The 16,972-nt window shown below is 71.3% G+C and carries 17 protein-coding genes; 13 read left to right on the top strand and 4 right to left on the bottom strand.

Annotated elements, in window-relative coordinates:
- Positions 1-16 precede the first annotated feature (16 nt).
- The gene (locus tag J1M46_RS02210; protein WP_206446334.1) at positions 17-1,042 is read left to right on the top strand and encodes a 1-aminocyclopropane-1-carboxylate deaminase; all 1,026 of its coding nucleotides are present in this window, start codon (positions 17-19) and stop codon (positions 1,040-1,042) included.
- Positions 1,043-1,125: 83 nt separating this feature from the next.
- Here the strand turns inward: J1M46_RS02210 and J1M46_RS02215 are convergent, their stop codons facing one another.
- The 3 genes from J1M46_RS02215 to J1M46_RS02225 are packed head-to-tail and all read right to left on the bottom strand — an operon-like array spanning position 1,126 to position 3,330.
- On the bottom strand, positions 1,126-2,055 hold the full coding sequence (locus J1M46_RS02215; RefSeq protein ID WP_206446335.1) for a hypothetical protein: 930 nt from the start codon (positions 2,053-2,055) through the stop codon (positions 1,126-1,128).
- Entirely contained in the window at positions 2,048-2,746 is a 699-nt protein-coding gene (locus J1M46_RS02220; protein WP_206446336.1) for an ATP-binding cassette domain-containing protein, read from the bottom strand. The genes J1M46_RS02215 and J1M46_RS02220 overlap by 8 nt, the downstream gene beginning before the upstream one ends.
- On the bottom strand, positions 2,734-3,330 hold the full coding sequence (locus J1M46_RS02225) for a hypothetical protein (protein WP_206446337.1): 597 nt from the start codon (positions 3,328-3,330) through the stop codon (positions 2,734-2,736). Before J1M46_RS02225 ends, J1M46_RS02220 begins: the two co-directional genes overlap by 13 nt.
- 527 nt (positions 3,331-3,857) lie before the next feature.
- Here J1M46_RS02225 and J1M46_RS02230 point away from each other — a divergent pair.
- From J1M46_RS02230 to J1M46_RS02265, 8 genes are all read left to right on the top strand, one after another.
- The gene (locus J1M46_RS02230; RefSeq protein WP_206448532.1) at positions 3,858-4,706 is read left to right on the top strand and encodes a ParA family protein; all 849 of its coding nucleotides are present in this window, start codon (positions 3,858-3,860) and stop codon (positions 4,704-4,706) included.
- An 8-nt stretch (positions 4,707-4,714) separates the two neighbouring features.
- Positions 4,715-5,566 carry a segregation/condensation protein A gene (locus J1M46_RS02235; RefSeq protein ID WP_206446338.1) on the top strand — a complete coding sequence of 284 codons (852 nt, stop codon included), beginning with the start codon at positions 4,715-4,717 and terminating at the stop codon, positions 5,564-5,566.
- Positions 5,553-6,224, top strand: coding sequence for an SMC-Scp complex subunit ScpB (gene scpB / locus J1M46_RS02240; protein ID WP_206446339.1), 672 nt, complete (start codon positions 5,553-5,555; stop codon positions 6,222-6,224). The genes J1M46_RS02235 and scpB overlap by 14 nt, the downstream gene beginning before the upstream one ends.
- Complete coding sequence (locus J1M46_RS02245; protein ID WP_206446340.1) at positions 6,221-6,988, top strand: pseudouridine synthase; 768 nt, start codon at positions 6,221-6,223, stop codon at positions 6,986-6,988. Before scpB ends, J1M46_RS02245 begins: the two co-directional genes overlap by 4 nt.
- A gap of 39 nt (positions 6,989-7,027) precedes the next feature.
- Positions 7,028-8,107 (top strand): prephenate dehydrogenase, encoded by a 1,080-nt coding sequence (locus J1M46_RS02250; RefSeq protein WP_342384231.1) that lies wholly within the window; start codon positions 7,028-7,030, stop codon positions 8,105-8,107.
- Positions 8,104-8,790 (top strand): (d)CMP kinase, encoded by a 687-nt coding sequence (cmk, locus tag J1M46_RS02255; protein ID WP_206446341.1) that lies wholly within the window; start codon positions 8,104-8,106, stop codon positions 8,788-8,790. The genes J1M46_RS02250 and cmk overlap by 4 nt, the downstream gene beginning before the upstream one ends.
- The gene (der, locus tag J1M46_RS02260) at positions 8,783-10,339 is read left to right on the top strand and encodes a ribosome biogenesis GTPase Der (RefSeq protein WP_206446342.1); all 1,557 of its coding nucleotides are present in this window, start codon (positions 8,783-8,785) and stop codon (positions 10,337-10,339) included. The genes cmk and der overlap by 8 nt, the downstream gene beginning before the upstream one ends.
- A 573-nt stretch (positions 10,340-10,912) precedes the next feature.
- Entirely contained in the window at positions 10,913-11,326 is a 414-nt protein-coding gene (locus tag J1M46_RS02265) for a hypothetical protein (protein ID WP_206446343.1), read from the top strand.
- 4 nt (positions 11,327-11,330) lie between these two features.
- Here the strand turns inward: J1M46_RS02265 and J1M46_RS02270 are convergent, their stop codons facing one another.
- Positions 11,331-12,644 carry a M20/M25/M40 family metallo-hydrolase gene (locus tag J1M46_RS02270; RefSeq protein WP_206446344.1) on the bottom strand — a complete coding sequence of 438 codons (1,314 nt, stop codon included), beginning with the start codon at positions 12,642-12,644 and terminating at the stop codon, positions 11,331-11,333.
- Between the two features lie 24 nt (positions 12,645-12,668).
- On the opposite strand from J1M46_RS02270, the gene J1M46_RS02275 reads away from it, so the two are divergent.
- The 4 genes from J1M46_RS02275 to J1M46_RS02290 all read left to right on the top strand — a co-directional run bounded on the left by J1M46_RS02275 (position 12,669) and on the right by J1M46_RS02290 (position 16,958).
- The gene (locus tag J1M46_RS02275; RefSeq protein WP_206446345.1) at positions 12,669-13,610 is read left to right on the top strand and encodes a N5-glutamine methyltransferase family protein; all 942 of its coding nucleotides are present in this window, start codon (positions 12,669-12,671) and stop codon (positions 13,608-13,610) included.
- A 128-nt stretch (positions 13,611-13,738) separates the two neighbouring features.
- Entirely contained in the window at positions 13,739-14,608 is an 870-nt protein-coding gene (locus J1M46_RS02280; RefSeq protein WP_206446346.1) for a tryptophan 2,3-dioxygenase family protein, read from the top strand.
- Positions 14,605-15,669, top strand: a complete 1,065-nt coding sequence (locus tag J1M46_RS02285; protein ID WP_206446347.1) for a hypothetical protein — start codon at positions 14,605-14,607, stop codon at positions 15,667-15,669. The genes J1M46_RS02280 and J1M46_RS02285 overlap by 4 nt, the downstream gene beginning before the upstream one ends.
- The gene (locus tag J1M46_RS02290; protein ID WP_206446348.1) at positions 15,666-16,958 is read left to right on the top strand and encodes a kynureninase; all 1,293 of its coding nucleotides are present in this window, start codon (positions 15,666-15,668) and stop codon (positions 16,956-16,958) included. Before J1M46_RS02285 ends, J1M46_RS02290 begins: the two co-directional genes overlap by 4 nt.
- The last annotated feature ends 14 nt before the right edge of the window (positions 16,959-16,972 follow it).

The following is a 16,972-nucleotide window of genomic DNA, read 5'->3' on the forward strand; positions in this document are numbered from 1 at the left end:
GCGCTATGGTCTGGTCATGAGCATCGCCGCTTTCGACCGATACCCGCTGACCTTCGGGCCGAGCCCCGTGCATCCGCTCGACAACCTGACCAAGCATCTCGGCGGCGCGGCGGTCTGGGCCAAGCGGGAGGACGTGAGCTCGGGCCTCGCGTTCGGCGGCAACAAGACCCGCAAGCTCGAGTACATCGTGCCCGACGTGCTCGCCTCCGGTGCCGACACGCTCGTGTCGATCGGCGGCTACCAGTCGAACCACACCCGGCAGGTGGCCGCGGTGGCCGCGAAGCTGGGCCTCAAGTGCCGGCTGGTGCAGGAGCGCTGGGTCGACTGGGACGACCCGGTGAACGACAAGGTCGGCAACCTGCTGCTCTCGCGCATCATGGGCGCCGACTCACGGCTCGACGCGGCAGGCTTCGACATCGGCATCCGCTCCTCGTGGGAGGAGGCGCTCGCGGAGGTCGAGGCGGCAGGCGGCACGCCCTACGGCATCCCCGACGGCGCCAGCGAGCACCCGTTCGGCGGGCTCGGCTTCGCCAACTGGGCCTACGAGGTGGCCGAGCAGGAGCGCGAGCTGGGCGTCTTCTTCGACACGATCGTGGTCTGCACGGTGACCGGCTCGACCCACGCGGGCATGATCGCCGGGTTCGCCGCCCTGGAGGACGCAGGCGGGCGACCGCGCCGCGTGCTCGGCATCGACGCATCCGCCACCATCGACAAGACGCGCGACCAGGTGGCCCGCATCGCCCGGCACACCGCGCAGCTCATCGGCCTCGAGCGCGATTTGCGCGACGACGAGATCACCGTGCTCGAGGGCTGGGCCGGCGACCTCTACGGCATCCCGGTGGCGTCGACGGTGGATGCGATCCTCACGACCGGCAGGACCGAGGGCATGATCATCGACCCGGTCTACGAGGGCAAGTCGATGGCGGGGCTCATCGATCTGGTGCGCTCGGGCGCGATCGCGAAGGGCTCGACGGTGCTCTACGCCCACCTCGGCGGCCAGCCTGCGCTCAACGCCTACTCGGGCATCTTCCCCTGGAGCTGAGCGGGGTCGGTCACAGGATGAGAAGAGCCTGGTTGGCCGACCGAGGGCGGAGGCAGCACTGGTCGGTCGTAGACGGCTTCGTATCAGTACCGAGCCCGTTGCAACCAAGCGGTGATGGACGCTGCCATGGCGACCGCACAGAGCAGACCGCCGATGGCTAAGCCCAGCATCGGACTCGGCCCGAGGATCGCCATTGGGCGGAACGAACCGGTGAACTCCAAGATGTCCCGACCAACAACCAAGATGAGGTTCCGCGGGTCCAATGGGCCGAGGATCGGTATCAGGAAGTAGGCGAGCACCAAGCCGGACATGGTGAATGCACGCTCGCGGGCCCAAGACGCGATCGCGAAGGCCGCAAGCCCGAACACCCCGCCGACGCCGAGCGAGTAGGCGATGGACAACAAGATCCCGCCGTCGATGCGCGGCGTTGCGGCTGTGACGCCTGAGTCGCCAGCCACGCCTGGGACGAGCAACGTCGCGATTGCGCCTGCTGCGGAGGAAGCCGCGAGGGTTGCCAGGCAGGTCAGGAAGACGAGCAGCAGCAGCGTCATCGTCTTTGCAGCAACGAAGGCGACGAGGCCCGACTGGGGCCAGCGAACGCGAATGGACCGACTCCGCGCGTCGTGCGTTGCAAGGCCCACGCCCAGCAGCATGCCGAGGACGGGGAAGAAGAGGACGGTGGACAGCGCAATCGCTGAGCGCGCAGAGCCAAGAGCCGACATGTTGCCAAGTGCGACCGACGCGCGGTCGTAGTCGTATCGCAGCGGGTTGTTGGTGATCTCAGCCCCGCCGGGCCCGGTCTCGATCGACACTGGCGCTTGCAAAGCGGCCTCAACGGACTCTCCGGCCTGCTCATACTCCTCAACCGTGGCGAGGAACTGGCCGACCTCAGCGGACGCGAAACTCGAGTTGGAGACAGTGTTCCAGCCTGTTGCGGCTGCCGCTGCGAGCAACAGCACGAGAATGAGTTTTGAGTTCCACGCCCACCTCAACTCACGGCGGATCTCACTCATGGAACGAGTCGTACGTCTCTTCAAGGCTCGCCGTCCTCTCGTAGTGCGCAGTCCCGTCGTGCAGCACACCGTCCTTCAGGATGTAGAGGCGGTCGGCAAACCCTTCGAACACGGCAAGATCATGGCCGGATGCGATGACCGTGCGGCCGGAGTCGACGACAGACTCGAGCGCACCCCGCACGCGCGCTCGAGTCGACCGGTCAAGACCGTTGCTGAATTCATCCAGCAGCAGGACCTTGGCGCTGCTCGCCACAGCGATGGCGATGAGCACCAGCCGCGTTTGGCCAGCGGAGAGCCTGCCAGCGCGCGCAACCAAGAGGTCTTTCGGGAGCAGGCTCCGCACTGTTGGCGAGGATGCCGCTGTCCCATCGTTCAATTGGTACTCGATGTTCTTGGCCACCGTCCAAGTCGGATACATCGTCGATTCGTCGAAGACGCCGAAGATGTCGCCGCCAGCGAGCGACCGCCCGCTCATTGCGCCCCCGAACCGCACGGAGCCACTGAAGGACTCCAGTCCGAGCATGCATTTGAACAGCGTCGTCTTGCCCGAGCCATTCTCGCCGAGAATCGCGACGACATGCCCCGACGGGAAGCTAGCGGAGGCCCCGTTGAGAACCGACCGCTGGTAAGCCTTGCTCAACTCCTCGATGATGAGGTCAGGGGACTCATCCGCTGCGGTCAGTTGATCCACCACCCGTTGTACGCCCCGCTCTTCTGGACGTCAATGCGAGCGGTTGACGTCCAGTTGTACACGTTCGCGTTACCCCACGGCGTGGGAACGCCTGCACCGACCATGTAGCGACCGCGCCAGCTGTGCTTGGACGACGTCGTAGAGATGCGACTCGTGCCCAACGCTGTGACGTTGTTCGGGAAGATCGCGCCGGTGCTCTGGTAGCCGGAGCTGGAGAGGATGGTGTACCCGGTGTAGCGCCAGTAGACGCGCTCGTCCGCCCAGGCCAACCACGATCCGCGATAGAGGCTGACTTCCATGCTGTAGGTCGCTTGCGTCGACGCCATGCCGTTTGTCGTCGCCATGCCAGTCGGCGCTACTCGCGCCACGCCGGACGTTGAGTGCGCGTTCGCAGTCCAAGCGTCGATGACCTGCAACTGTTCTGCCGTCAGCCCCTCGACTTCGGCGGGTTCGTCGGGGCTGCTCGCGAAGGCAGCCTCCGGGATGAGGATCGAACTCGTCAGTACCATGAAGCCGGAGATCAGGCCGATCAGAGCCAACGGTCGACGCCTCGCGTGCGTCGCCGGTTCTTCATAGTTGTGCATAATCTCTCCATTGAGGTTGCAGAATCACGGAACTCGCGATTTGCGCGAACTGTAGCATTCGGGCGTTGTCTCGGCAACAGACCGGTGAGATGATCCACGCCGAAGGGCCTTTTCGGCCTCGCTGCTCTAACGCATCACGGGCGCCGACGGCCGCCTCGAGGCGGCGGAGTTCGACATCGGCATGGGCTCCTCCTGGGAGGAAGCGTTCGGTCGAGGCTGCCGACGGCATCCGTCTATGGCATCGTCGCCTGGAGCTGAGGGTCGCGTCACTGGGAGGGGAGAGTCGGCCGGAAGGCCGAATCCAGCCTCTGCTCGGAAGGGCCGCCGAGATCTCCTCTGCTCGTGACGCGCGGCGGCTCAGGATGCGCGGCGTCGGGGCGGCCCTTCGGGCCTCCTCGACGAGCGCATCAGGCAGGGGCGAGCCTCAACCAGAGGTTGAGATACACGCCGCGCCGGGCTACCGGGGGAAGTCGGCGGGGGTTCCTAGACTCGGAACCGTGAGCAACAGCACCGAGACCCTGGCCGGCATGGAGGCGCCCACGCTCGGGCCGACCGGGCGTGCGGTGCAGGAGTTCCCCGTGCCTGCGCCGCTGAAGTCGCACGGCCCCGCGCGCATCATCACGATGTGCAACCAGAAGGGCGGCGTCGGCAAGACGACCACCTCGATCAACCTGGGCGCCGCCGTCGCCGAGTACGGCCGCCGCGTGCTGGCCGTCGACTTCGACCCGCAGGGCGCGCTGAGCGCGGGCCTGGGCGTCGACAACCACGACGCGACCACGATCTACGACCTGCTGCTCAACCCCAAGATCGACCCCCGCGAGGCGATCCAATCGACCTCGGTCGAGGGGCTCGACGTGATCCCCGCCAACATCGACCTGTCGGCGGCCGAGGTGCACCTCGTCAACGAGGTCGCCCGCGAGCAGATCCTCGCCCGGGTTCTGCGCCGCGTCGCCGACGACTACGACCTCATCCTGATCGACTGCCAGCCCTCGCTCGGCCTGCTCACCGTGAACGCGCTCACCGCCGCGCACGGCGTGCTCATCCCGCTCGAGAGCGAGTACTTCGCCCTCCGCGGCGTCGCGCTCCTGAAGGAGACGATCGAGAAGGTGCAGGACCGCCTGAACCCGGCGCTGCAGCTTGACGGCATCCTGGTCACGATGTTCGACTCCCGCACCCTGCACGCACGCGAGGTCATGGAGCGTGTGGTCGAGACCTTCGGCGACACCGTGCTCGACACCGTCATCCGCCGCACCGTGAAGTTCCCCGACGCATCCGTCGCCGGGGTGCCCGTGACGCAGTTCGCGCCCGAGCACGCCGCCGCAGAGGTGCACCGCCAGCTCGCGCGCGAGCTGATCGCCCGCGGCGCCATCGCCTGACGTGGGCTGTGCCATCGCCTGACGCGGCCGACGCCGCACCCGCCGAGGCGGAGACGTCGGGCGCCGCCGACGAGACGGGCGGCTTCCGCCTCGCGCTCGACAACTTCGACGGGCCCTTCGACCTGCTGCTGACGCTCATCGGCAACCGCTCGATGGATGTCACCGAGATCGCGCTCAGCCGCGTCACGAACGACTTCATCGCCTACGTGCGCACGCTCGACACGCAGGAGGAGCTCGAGCAGGCGAGCGAGTTCATCGTCGTCGCCGCGACGCTGCTCGACCTCAAGATCGCCTCGCTGCTGCCCGCCGGCGACGTCGTCGACAGCGAGGACGTCGCGCTGCTCGAGGCCCGCGACCTGCTCTTCGCGCGGCTGCTGCAGTACCGCGCGTTCAAGCAGGCGGCGCTGTGGGCCGCCGAGCGCATCGGCGCGGAGTCGAGCCGCCACGCCCGCTCGGTGCGGCTCGAGGACCGCTTCCGGCAGCGCACGCCCGAGCTGCGGTGGACGCTCTCGGCCGACGACTTCGCAGCCCTCGCGCTGCTGGCGCTCACGCCCAAGGAGATCCCGACCGTCGGGCTCACGCACCTGCACGCGCCGCTCGTGTCGATCCGCGAGCAGGCCGCGCACATCGTCTCGATGCTGCGCTCGAAGGGCACCACCACGTTCCGCGAGCTGATCGCCGGCGAGGCCACTCGCGGGGTCATCGTCGCGCGCTTCCTCGCGGTGCTCGAGCTCTACCGCCACGCCGCGATCACCTTCGAGCAGCTCGAGCCGCTCGGCGAGCTCTCGCTCAGCTGGACGGGCCACGACTTCCGCGACGAGGACCTCGTGAGCTTGGGGGCAGACTATGACCATGCCTGAGACCGAGACGCAGACAGCGACGCAGACACAGGCGGATGCGTCGGCGCAGCAGGGCGAGGAGGTCACCGAGGCCGCGGCCCCGGTGGAGGACCGCTCGCACCTGCCGCTCGAGCGCCGCATCGAGGCGATCCTGATGGTCGCCGACGAGCCGCAGGGCGCCGTGCACCTCGCGACCGCGCTGCGCGCGCCGGTCAAGCAGGTGAAGGCGGCGATCGAGGCGCTCCGCGACGACTACGACGGCAAGCCGGTGGGGGATCGGCCGGCAGGCCCCGAGCGCGGCTTCGAGCTGCGCGAGGTGGGCGGCGGCTGGCGCATCTACGTGCGCGACGCCTACGACGTCGACGCCGCCGACTTCGTGCTGACGCAGACGCCCACGAAGCTCTCGCAGGCGGCGCTCGAGACGCTCGCCGTGATCGCCTACAAGCAGCCCATCACGCGCGGCGCCGTCGCGGCCATCCGCGCCGTCAACGTCGACTCGGTGGTGCGCACGCTGCTCGGCCGCGGGCTCATCCGCGAAGCCTTCGCCGACAGCGAGACCGGCGCCATCAACTACGAGACCACCGAGCTGCTGCTGACGCAGCTCGGCCTGAACTCGCTCGACGAGCTGCCGCCGATCTCGCCGCTGCTGCCCGACGGCGAAGAGGATATGTTCGCATGAGCGACCCCAGCACCACGGGCGGCAGCCCGGCAGCCGAGGGCGAGCGCCTGCAGAAGGTGCTCGCCGCAGCAGGCGTCGCCAGCCGCCGCGTCGTCGAGGACATGATCGTCGCCGGCCGCATCACCGTCGACGGGCGGGTCGTGACCGAGCTCGGCACCCGCATCCAGCCGGAGGCGCAGGTGACCGTCGACGGCACCGCGGTGCAGCTCGACACCACCAAGCGCTACCTGATGCTCAACAAGCCCACCGGCGTCGTCTCCACCATGAGCGACGAGCGCGGCCGCCCCGACCTGCGCGAGTTCGTCGCCGACATCGACGAGCGCGTCTACAACGTCGGCCGTCTCGACGCCGACACCTCCGGCCTCCTCATCCTCACCAACGACGGCGACCTCGCGCACGTGCTTGCGCATCCGTCCTTCGGGGTGCAGAAGACCTACGTCGCGAAGGTGCGGGGCGCGGTCGACCAGCGCGTCATCCGCCAGCTGCTGCAGGGCTTCGAGCTCGACGACGGCAGCATCCGGGCCGACGCCGCGCGGCTGATCGGCAGCCCGTCGAAGGGCCACTCGATGGTCGAGCTGACGCTGCACTCGGGCCGCAACCGCATCGTGCGGCGCATGCTCGACCACGTGGGGCACCCGGTGGTCGAGCTCGTGCGGCGCTCGTTCGGCCCGCTCCACCTCGGCACCCTCCGCGCGGGGCGGGTGCGCGAACTCAGTACGATAGAGCGCGGCGCGATCCTCACACTCTCGAGGTCGGCGCCCTAGGCAGCAGCAGCCATCCAGCCCCCGATCCAGGAGCCACTCGTGACCCACCGACTGCGCGGCCCCGTGCGCATCGTCGGCACCGGGCTGCTCGGCACCTCCATCGGCCTCGGCCTCGCCGCCCGCGGCGTCGAGGTGCAGCTGCACGACGCCTCGCCGACCGCCATGCGGCTGGCCGCGGACTACGGCGCCGGCCGGGTGGCCGAGCCGGGCGATGCGCCCGAGCTGATCGTGGTCGCCGTGCCGCCGGATGTCACGGCGCAGGTCGTGGCGGCCGAGCTCGAGGCGTTCCCGGATGCGGTGGTCACCGACGTCGCGTCGGTCAAGGCCGTGCCGCTCGCCCAGCTGCGGGCGATGGGCGCCGACGTCAGCCGCTACCTCGGCACCCACCCGATGGCGGGCCGTGAGAAGAGCGGCGCGATCGCCGGCACCGGCGACCTGTTCGTCGGCCGCCCCTGGGTGATCGCGAGCCACGAGGGCATCTCGTACGAGCGCGGCAGCCTCGTCGACGACCTCATCCTCGACCTGGGCGCCGTGCCTATCGAGTCGACCCCTGACGAGCACGACCGTGCGGTCGCGATCGTCAGCCACGTGCCGCAGTTGGTCTCCTCGCTGATGGCCGCCCGGCTCGCCGACGCGCCCGACGAGGCGCTGCGCCTCGCCGGCGGCGGCGTGCGCGACGTCACCCGCGTCGCCGCGAGCGACCCGGCGCTGTGGATCCAGATCCTGGGCGCCAATGCACCCGCGATCGTCGAGCAGCTGCGCGCACTGCAGACCGACCTCGCGACGCTCGTCGACGCGCTCGACGACCCGGAAGCATCCGGCAGCCGGAAGACGATGGCGGATGCGTTGCGTGCCGGTAACGACGGCGTCTCGCGCCTGCCGGGCAAGCACGGCACGCACACGCGCTTCACGCTCGTGCAGGTGCGCATCGACGACCGGCCGGGCCAGCTGGCGCGGCTGCTGGCCGACATCGGCGACGCCGACGTGAACCTCGAGGACGTGCGGATCGAGCACGCCGAGGGCGCGCAGTTCGGCGTCGTGGAGATCACGGTGCTGCCGGAGGCGGTGCAGCGGCTGCACGAGGCGCTCGAGCAGCTCGGCTGGCAGGTGCTCGCGTGAGCGGCGCCGACACGAGCGGCACCGCGGTCGTCGTTGCGATCGACGGCCCCGCCGGCAGCGGCAAGTCGTCGGTGGCGCGCGCGGTGGCGCGCGAGCTGGGTTTCCAGTTCCTCGACACCGGCGCCGCCTACCGGGCGCTCACCTGGCTCATCCTCGAGCAGGGCGGCGACACCGACGACGAGCCGACGGTGATCAGCAGCCTGGGCGCGCTCGACTCGCTCGAGCTCACCGTCGACGTCACCGGGCAGCGGGTCGCGATCCAGGGGCACGACGTCACCGAGGAGATCCGCACCGAGCGCATCTCCGTCGCCGTCTCGGGCGTCGCCCGCACCGCCGCCGCCCGCGAGGCCGTCAACGTGCGCTTCCGCGCCATCATCGCCGCAGCCACCCCCGGCATCGTCGCCGAGGGCCGCGACATCACCACCGTCGTCGCGCCCGACGCCGACGTGCGCGTGCTGCTGACCGCCGACGAGGCCGTGCGCGTGCGCCGGCGCTTCGGCGACGTCGGCGGCGACGAGCTGCAGGTGGGCGCGCGCCTCGCGGCGCGCGACGCCTCCGATTCCCGTGTGGTCGACTTCCTCAACGCCGCGGACGGCGTGACGGTGGTCGACTCCACCCATCTCACCTTCGATGAGACGGTCGATGCGATCGTCCGGCTCACGAGCGAGGAGCAGCATGACTGACACCCAGGGCACCGAGCCCACCGAGAACACTGAACCCACCGAGCCCACCCTCTCCGACGACTTCGACGGTCCGCTCGAGGCGGGCCCGGCGATCGAGCAGGACGCCTACGAGACCGACGAGGCGCGGGTCGCAGCGCTGCGCGCCGGGCTCTCCGGCTACGAGCTCGACGATGAGGACGCCGCGCTGCTGGATCTCGCCGAAGTGGGCGCCGACGCCATCCGCGTGATGCCGGCGCTGCCGGTGCTGGCGATCGTCGGCCGCCCGAACGTCGGCAAGTCGGCGCTCGTGAACCGCATCCTCGGTCGCCGCGAGGCCGTCGTCGAGGACACCCCGGGCGTCACCCGCGACCGCGTCTCCTACAAGGCGGAGTGGAACGGGCGTCGCTTCACGCTCGTCGACACCGGCGGCTGGGAGCCCGACGCGCGCGGCATCGACCGCTCGGTCGCCATCCAGGCCGAGATCGCCGTCGAGCTCGCCGACGCGGTGCTGTTCGTCGTCGACGTCAACGTCGGCCCCACCTCCACCGACGAGCACGTCGTGCGGATGCTGCGGCAGTCGAACCGGCCGGTCATCCTGGTGGCCAACAAGGCCGACGACGCGCGCCGCGACCTGGAGGCATCGTCGCTGTGGAGCCTCGGCCTGGGTGAGCCCCACCCCGTCTCGGCGGCGCACGGCCGCGGCGTCGCCGACGTGCTCGACCTGGCCATGACCAAGCTGCCCGCGATCTCGGCGGTCGCGAAGGAGGAGCTCGGCGGCCCGCGCCGCGTGGCGCTGCTGGGCCGCCCCAACGTCGGCAAGTCGAGCCTGCTCAACAAGGCCGCGGGGGAGGAGCGCGTGGTCGTCAACGAGATCGCCGGCACCACCCGCGACCCCGTCGACGAGCAGATCGAGCTCGGCGGGCGCGTCTGGCGCTTCGTCGACACCGCCGGCATCCGTCGCCGCGTGCATCTGCAGCAGGGCGCTGACTTCTACGCCACGCTGCGCACGCAGGCGGCGCTCGAGAAGGCCGAGGTCGCCGTCGTGCTGCTCGACGTGACCGAGCCGCTCAGCGAGCAGGACGTGCGCATCATCGACCTGGTGCTCGAATCGGGCCGCGCCCTCGTGCTCGCGTTCAACAAGTGGGATCAGCTCGACGACGACCGCCGCCGCTACCTCGAGCGCGAGATCGAGAAGGATCTCGCGCACGTCGACTGGGCACCGCGGGTCAACATCTCCGCCCGCACAGGTCGCCACCTCGAGAAGCTCGTGCCCGCGCTCGAGACGGCGCTCGACTCGTGGGACACCCGCATCCCCACCGGCAAGCTCAACGCCTTCATCGCCGAGCTCACCGCCGCCCACCCGCACCCGCTGCGCGGCGGCAAGCAGGCGCGCATCCTCTTCGCCACCCAGGCCTCGACCAGGCCGCCCACCTTCGTGCTGTTCACGACCGGCTTCCTCGACCCGCAGTACCGGCGCTTCATCACGCGCCGTCTGCGCGAGGACTACGGCTTCGAGGGCAGCCCGATCGTGGTGAACATGCGCGTTCGTGAAAAGAGGCAGCGCCGGTAGGCGCTGACGCGAAGGCCCTTTCGGGCCTTCGCCATGAACGCGCCGAGGCCGTCTCGGCCGAGGGGCGCGAGAAGCGCACCCGCCGCACGTAGCCGCCGGCCAGCTGCAGGTATACGGCGGTTGGCTCCAACGCGCGCCGTGCAAGACCGGAGTTCCGCAACTGGTGAGCACACGTTGCCCGGGATTCCGCGCGGTGGCGCGGAAGTTGACGGTTGGGCGTGTGGGGGTCGTGTTACTACAGGGTCGGCTCGGACCGGCGTATCGGCCTCAGTTGCCCAGCGCCCCCCGCATCTGAGTGGCGCCTCCCGCATGTGATTGGCGCCTCCCGCAGGTGAGCGGCAGCTCCCGCAGGTCAGTGGCGGCTCCGGCAGGTGAGCGGCGGCTCCGGCAGGTGAGTGGCGGCTCCGGCAGGTGAGCGGCGGCTCCCGCACGTGAGTGGCGCCTCCGCGTGAAGGCAAGCCTCGGCGCTCACCGGCTATGTCGGGAGAATCCAGCCACCAGCGCCCGGCAACCGAATTCTGCCGATCGCCGCCTCGCCGCACCAGTTAGGGTGACCGCAGGAGGGGCGGTGCAATGGAGCAGACCGCACGGATTCCGAACCCGGTCAGCGGGCGGATCGATGACGGTTATGACACACCGCCCGTCACGCCCCTCATGATCGCCTGCCGCTACGGCATGACCGCATGGCTGCCGCTGTATGTGCTGGCGGGCGCGCCGTTCGACCTGCAGCCGCCCCTCTGGCTGCTCGTCGTGGCGATGGCAGTGATCATCCTGCTGGCCGCCGGAGTCAACGGCGGCTGGCTTCGCACCAGTCGCCCGAGCGCTTGGTGGGGAGTGCACATAGCGACTGGCACCGTCGTGCTGGTGGCCTGGCTGTGGGCTCGGAGCACGGGCGAGGTGCTCGTCGCGCTCGTCCCCGCGCTGCTGGTGCTCGGCGGGGTGCTCGGTGCTGCGGGCATGCACGTCTGGCTGGCGCGCCGCGGCTGAGGGCTCAGCAGCTCTGCTCGATCAGATCGGCATACCAGCGGCAGCCGGCCAGCCAGGTGTCGATGCGGATGCGCTCGTCGCGCGCGTGCAGCGTGAGCCGCTCCTCGCGGGTCATCTCGAACGGCGCGAAGCGGTAGACGCGGTCGGTGATGCGGTGCGCGTGCCGGCCGTCGGTGCCGCCGAGCATGACGTAGGGCACCGTCAGCACATCCGGACGCAGTCGCGCGATCGCCGCGACGATGTCATCCCACCCGGCGCCGTTCGAGGGGCTCTCGGGGCTCGGCCCGTGCCCGTGCAGCACCGTCAGCTCGACCGCCTCGTCGGCGATCGCCCGCTCCATGAACGCGACGGTCTCCTCGACCGACGAGCCCAGCGCGATGCGCACGTTCACCACCGCGACCGCCTGTTCCGCGAGCGCGTTCGCCGCCGCCGAGCCCGAGAGCTGCGTCACGACCGCCGTGGTCGCGAGCATCGCGCGCGTCTCGTCCTGGCGCGCCAGGATGCGCTCCACGAGCGGCCGCGAGCGCCGCACGTTCCGCAGCACCGCGCCCTGCACACCCTCGGCCTCGGCACCCAGCAGCTCGAGCATGCGCAACGCGGGCTCGGGCAGCGAGCGCGGCCACTTGGCGAAGTCCAGCCGCCGAATGGCGCGCGCCAGCCGCGAGGTGGCGGGCAGCGCCGGCGGGGTCGAGGCGTGCCCGCCCGTCTGCGCCACGCGCATCCGCACGTTGGCGAAGCCCTTCTCGGCCACCCCCACCACGGCGACATCGCGGGTCACGCCCGCGATCGGCGGCTCGATGATCGCCCCGCCCTCGTCGAGCGCCCACGCCGGCCGCACACCGCGCCGCTCGAGCTCGGCGATGGCCGACGCGGCGCCCGTGCCCATGGTCTCCTCGTCGTGCCCGAACACCAGCCACACGTCGCGCGCCGGCACGAAGCCCGCCTCCATCAGCACCTCGATCGCGACGCAGATGGCGACGAGCGAGCCCTTGTCGTCGAGGGTGCCGCGGCCCCAGATGTGGGTCTCGTCGCGGTGGCCGGAGTAGGGCGGATGCGTCCAGGCCGCCCCGGCGAGCCCGTCACCGTCGGGCGCGGGCACGACATCCTGGTGCGCCATCAGCAGCGCCGGCGCGCCCTCGCCGCGGCCGGGCCAGCGGGCGAGCATCGTGTCGCCGATCCACTCGGCCTCGAGGGCGGCGAAGAGCTGCGGGAAGCGCTCCTCGAGCGCCGCGCGGAAGGCGGGCAGCTGCTCGGGGGCTTCGGTGGGCACGCGCACGAGGGCGATCAGGTGCTCGGTGGCGTCATCGGCGATCTGCACCCGCGCAGGCTATCGTCGGCACCGATGGAACCCGCTGCACCGCATGGCTATGACGCCGAGGAAGCCGAGCTGCTCGCCAAGCTGCGCGGCGCCGGCAGCGTGTTCGCCGAGGAGGAGCTGGCAGAGCTGCAGGCTGCTGCCGAGGCGGACGACGACCTCGCGATCCTGCCCGCCTGGGTCGATCGCCGCACGCTCGGCGAGCCGATCGAGCACATCGTCGGCAGCGCCGCCTTCGCCGAGCTGCGCGTGGCGGTGCACGCGGGCGTGTTCGTGCCCCGCCGCCGCACCGTGCTGCTGGCGACCATCGTCGCCGACCGGCTGCGCGAGCTCGCCGACCGGCGCGCGCCCGGCGATCCCGCACCGCGCCTGCTCGATCTCGGGTGCGGCACGGGCGCCATCGCGGCGCTCGCGATGCACCGCGTGCCGGGCATCGAGGTGGTGGCGATCGACGCCGACCCGGCCGCCGTGCGCTGCGCGCAGGTCAACCTGCCGGGAGCCGTGGTGGTGCGCGCGAACGAGATCGAGGCGCTGCACGGCCTGCCGCCGGCCGGCAGCAGGACGCCCGGCACTGGGAGACCCGGCGCCGACGCGACCGGCGCCGACGTGACCGGCACCGACGCGACCGGCGCCGGCGCGCCTGCCGGCAGCAGCGCATCCGCCCTCTTCGACGTCATCGCCGCCAACCTGCCCTACGTGCCCACCGCCGAGCTCGTGCACCTGCCGCACGACACGCTCGAGTACGAGTCGGCGCTCGCGCTCGACGGCGGCATCGACGGCCTCGACCCGCTCGGCGAGCACGCCACCGCGATGGCCGCGCACCTCCGCACCGGCGGCATCGCCGTCACCGAGGTCGCCCCGCACCAGGTGGAGACGGCGGCGGCGATCCTCGAAGCGGTCGGCTTCTCGGCGATCGAGGTGCGCAGCGACGACGAGATCGGCGCGACCGCGCTCATCGCCACCCGGTGAGCGCGCCGCCGATCCGTGGCGGCTCAAGCGTGGCCGCCGATCCGTGTCCGTCGAACCGTGAACGCCGCCCTGACGAAGCGCCCGCCCGGCGCGTTACCGTGGGGCGACCCAGCAACGAGGAGGCTGCCGTGAGCGTCGAGGACAACACCCGCGAGATCGAGGAGGGCGTCGTCACCGACCTGCGCGAGCGCATGACCTACGGCAGCTATCTCGGCCTCGACACGCTGCTCGCCTCGCAGCACCCCAAGAGCAGCCCAGAGCACCACGACGAGCTGCTGTTCATCATCCAGCACCAGACCACCGAGCTGTGGCTCAAGCTCGTCATCCACGAGCTCGACGACGCCCGCCGGCTGCTGGCGAGCGACGACCTGGGCGCGGCGCTCAAGCGCATCGCGCGCGTCAAGCACATCCAGGAGGTGCTGACGCAGCAGTGGTCGGTGCTCGCCACCCTCACGCCCACCGAGTACGCGCAGTTCCGCGGCTCGCTCGCGAGCGCCTCCGGCTTCCAGAGCGCCCAGTACCGGCAGGTCGAGTTCGCGCTCGGCAACAAGCACGCCCGCATGCTGCAGGTGTTCGAATCGAACCCGGCCGATCACGCGGCGCTCGAGGCCGAGCTGCACCGGCCGAGCCTGTACGACGAGTTCCTGCGGCTGCTCGCCCGCCGCGGCCACGACGTGCCCGCCGAGCTCCTCGAGCGCGACGTCACCAAGGCGCACGTCTACACCGAGGCGCTCGTGCCGGTGTTCCAGAAGATCTACGAGGACGCCGGCCGACCCGACGTCGACGAGGACTGGCGCGCCTACGAGGCCTGCGAGGAGCTCGTCGACCTCGAGGACAACTTCCAGTTCTGGCGCTTCCGCCACCTGCGCACGGTCACCCGCACGATCGGCATGAAGCACGGCACCGGCGGCTCGAGCGGCGTCGACTTCCTCAAGCGCGCGCTCGAGCTCACCTTCTTCCCCGAGCTCTACGTCGTGCGCACCCGGATCGAGGAGTGAGCCTCCCGATCATCGCCCGGGTGGATCGGGCGCGCATCGGCGGTCACTGGGTGACGGATGCGGTGGTCGAGCTCAGTGACACCGGGATGCGGCTCGTGCCGGAGGGCCAGGCACTGCCGCGGCGACTCCGGCGCATCGAGGGCGCGCTGCTGCCGCCGATCACCGACGCCCACGTGCACCTGGGGCTCGCCGACGCCGCGCTGTCGGGGCCGAGCGCGCTCGGCCGCATGCTCGATCTCGGCTGGGCGCCGGAAGCGCTCCCGGGGCTGATCGATGCGGCGCACAGCGCGCACCGCGGGCTCGACGCGCGCTTCGCCGGCCCCTTCCACGCGGCGGCCGGCGGCTACCCGTCCGGTCGCTCGTGGGCGCCGCCGGGCTCGGTCGCCGAGCTCGCCGACCCGGCCGCCGCGGCGCGCTCGGTGCGCGCCCAGGCCGCGGCAGGCGCATCCGCCATCAAGGTCACGCTCAACAGCGAGGCAGGGCCGGTGCCCGACGACGCGCTGCTCGGGGCGCTCGCGGCGGAGGCGCGCGCCGTGGCGCTGCCGCTCGTCGCACACGCGCAGGGTCACGGGCAGGTCGAGCGGGCGCTGGCGGCAGGGGTCGACGTGCTCGCGCACACGCCCTGGACGGAGCGGCTGAGCGACGACGTCATCCGCGCCGCGGCCGCGAGTCAGACCTGGATCTCGACGCTCGCGATGCACGGCCGCGACGGCGACGAGCTCGGCTTCGCCCGCGCCACCGACAACCTGGCGCGATTCGCCGCGAGCGGGGGAGCGGTCGCGTACGGCACCGACCTCGGCAACGGCCTGCGCCGCTTCACCATCGACCCGAACGAGATCGCCGCGCTGCGGCAGGCGGGCATCGAGGGCACCGCGCTCGTCGACGCGCTGCTCGCCGAGTGGCTGCTGCCGCCCGGGCCGACGCTCGGCATCTTCTTTGCCCAGGTGCACGACGACGAGTCGGTCGTCGCGAACCTGCACCGGGCGGGCTCGCTGCCGTACACCTGGTTCGACACGGAGGACGTCGACCTGGAGGAATTCGATACGGAGGAGGACGCATGACCACCGCAGACCCCGGCGCCGCCGCACCTGCCGACGGCGGCACCGCCGCCCTGGCGGCGCAGCTCGACGCCGCCGACCCGCTCGCCGCGCACACGAGCGCCTTCGTGCGCGGCGGCGACGTCGTCTCCTACCTCGACGGCAACTCGCTCGGGCGCCCGCTCGCGTCGCTGCCTGAGCGCTTCGCCGGCTTCGTCGAGCGCGACTGGGGCGGCCGCCTCATCCGCGCTTGGGACGAGCAGTGGATGGAGCGGCCCTTCGCCCTCGGCGACCGCCTCGGCGCGCTCGTCGGCGCCGCCGCCGGCCAGGCCTTCATCGGCGACTCGACGACCGTGCTGCTCTACAAGCTCGTGCGCGCCGCCGTCGACGCGCAGCTGGCGGCGCACCCGGCGCGCACCGAGATCGTCATCGACGACGACAACTTCCCGACCGACCGCTTCATCGTCGAGGGCGTCGCCGCCGAGCGCGGCATGACCATCCGCTGGATCGAAGCCGACCCCGCGAGCGGCGTCACCCTCGAGCAGGTGCAGGAGGCCGTCGGCGAGCGCACCGCGCTCGTGCTGCTCAGCCACGTCGCCTACCGCTCCGGCTACGTCGCCGACCTGCCCGCCATCACCGCCGCCGCGCACGAGGCGGGCGCCCTGATGCTGTGGGATCTGTGTCACTCGGCAGGTGTCATCCCGACTGAGCTGGACGCGGCCGGCGTCGACCTGGCGGTCGGCTGCACCTACAAGTACCTGAACGGCGGGCCCGGCTCGCCCGCCTTCGGCTACGTCGCCCAGCGGCTGCAGGGCGAGCTCGCCCAGCCCATCCAGGGGTGGATGGGCGCCGCCGACGTGTTCGGCATGGAGCGGCACTACCGCGCCGCCGGCGACCTGCGCGGCTTCCTCAGCGGCACCCCGCCGGTGCTCGCCACCGTCGCGCTCGAGGCGATGCTCGAGCTGATCGAGCAGGTGGGGATCGCTGCCATCCGCGAGAAGTCGATCGCGCTCACCGGCTTCGCCGAGGCGGCGCTGCACGAGCACGTGCTCTCCCACGGCGAGGACGGCGACCGCGCGGTGCTCGCCAGCCCGCCCGCCGGGCCGCACCGGGGCAGTCACCTGACGGTGACGCATCCGTCGTTCTCTGCCGTGAACGCCGCCCTCTGGCAGCAGGGGGTGCTCGGCGACTTCCGGGCGCCCGACGGCATCCGCATCGGCCTGTCGCCGCTGTCGACGACCTTCGCCGAGGTCGAGCTCGGCATCGCCGCGCTGGGGGAGGCGATGCGCGCCGCGAGGCGCCGGGCATCGTGATGCGCGCCGGGCTA

This window comes from Agrococcus sp. KRD186 (assembly GCF_017168255.1).
Taxonomy (GTDB): Bacteria; Actinomycetota; Actinomycetes; order Actinomycetales; family Microbacteriaceae; genus Agrococcus.

Coding starts and splice junctions, on each gene's coding strand:
- J1M46_RS02210 (WP_206446334.1), top strand. CDS start 17: ATGAGCATCGCCGCTTTCGACCGATACCCGCTGACCTTCGGGCCGAGC.
- J1M46_RS02215 (WP_206446335.1), bottom strand. CDS start 2,055: ATGAGTGAGATCCGCCGTGAGTTGAGGTGGGCGTGGAACTCAAAACTC.
- J1M46_RS02225 (WP_206446337.1), bottom strand. CDS start 3,330: ATGCACAACTATGAAGAACCGGCGACGCACGCGAGGCGTCGACCGTTG.
- J1M46_RS02230 (WP_206448532.1), top strand. CDS start 3,858: ATGGAGGCGCCCACGCTCGGGCCGACCGGGCGTGCGGTGCAGGAGTTC.
- scpB (WP_206446339.1), top strand. CDS start 5,553: ATGACCATGCCTGAGACCGAGACGCAGACAGCGACGCAGACACAGGCG.
- J1M46_RS02245 (WP_206446340.1), top strand. CDS start 6,221: ATGAGCGACCCCAGCACCACGGGCGGCAGCCCGGCAGCCGAGGGCGAG.
- der (WP_206446342.1), top strand. CDS start 8,783: ATGACTGACACCCAGGGCACCGAGCCCACCGAGAACACTGAACCCACC.
- J1M46_RS02265 (WP_206446343.1), top strand. CDS start 10,913: ATGGAGCAGACCGCACGGATTCCGAACCCGGTCAGCGGGCGGATCGAT.
- J1M46_RS02275 (WP_206446345.1), top strand. CDS start 12,669: ATGGAACCCGCTGCACCGCATGGCTATGACGCCGAGGAAGCCGAGCTG.
- J1M46_RS02290 (WP_206446348.1), top strand. CDS start 15,666: ATGACCACCGCAGACCCCGGCGCCGCCGCACCTGCCGACGGCGGCACC.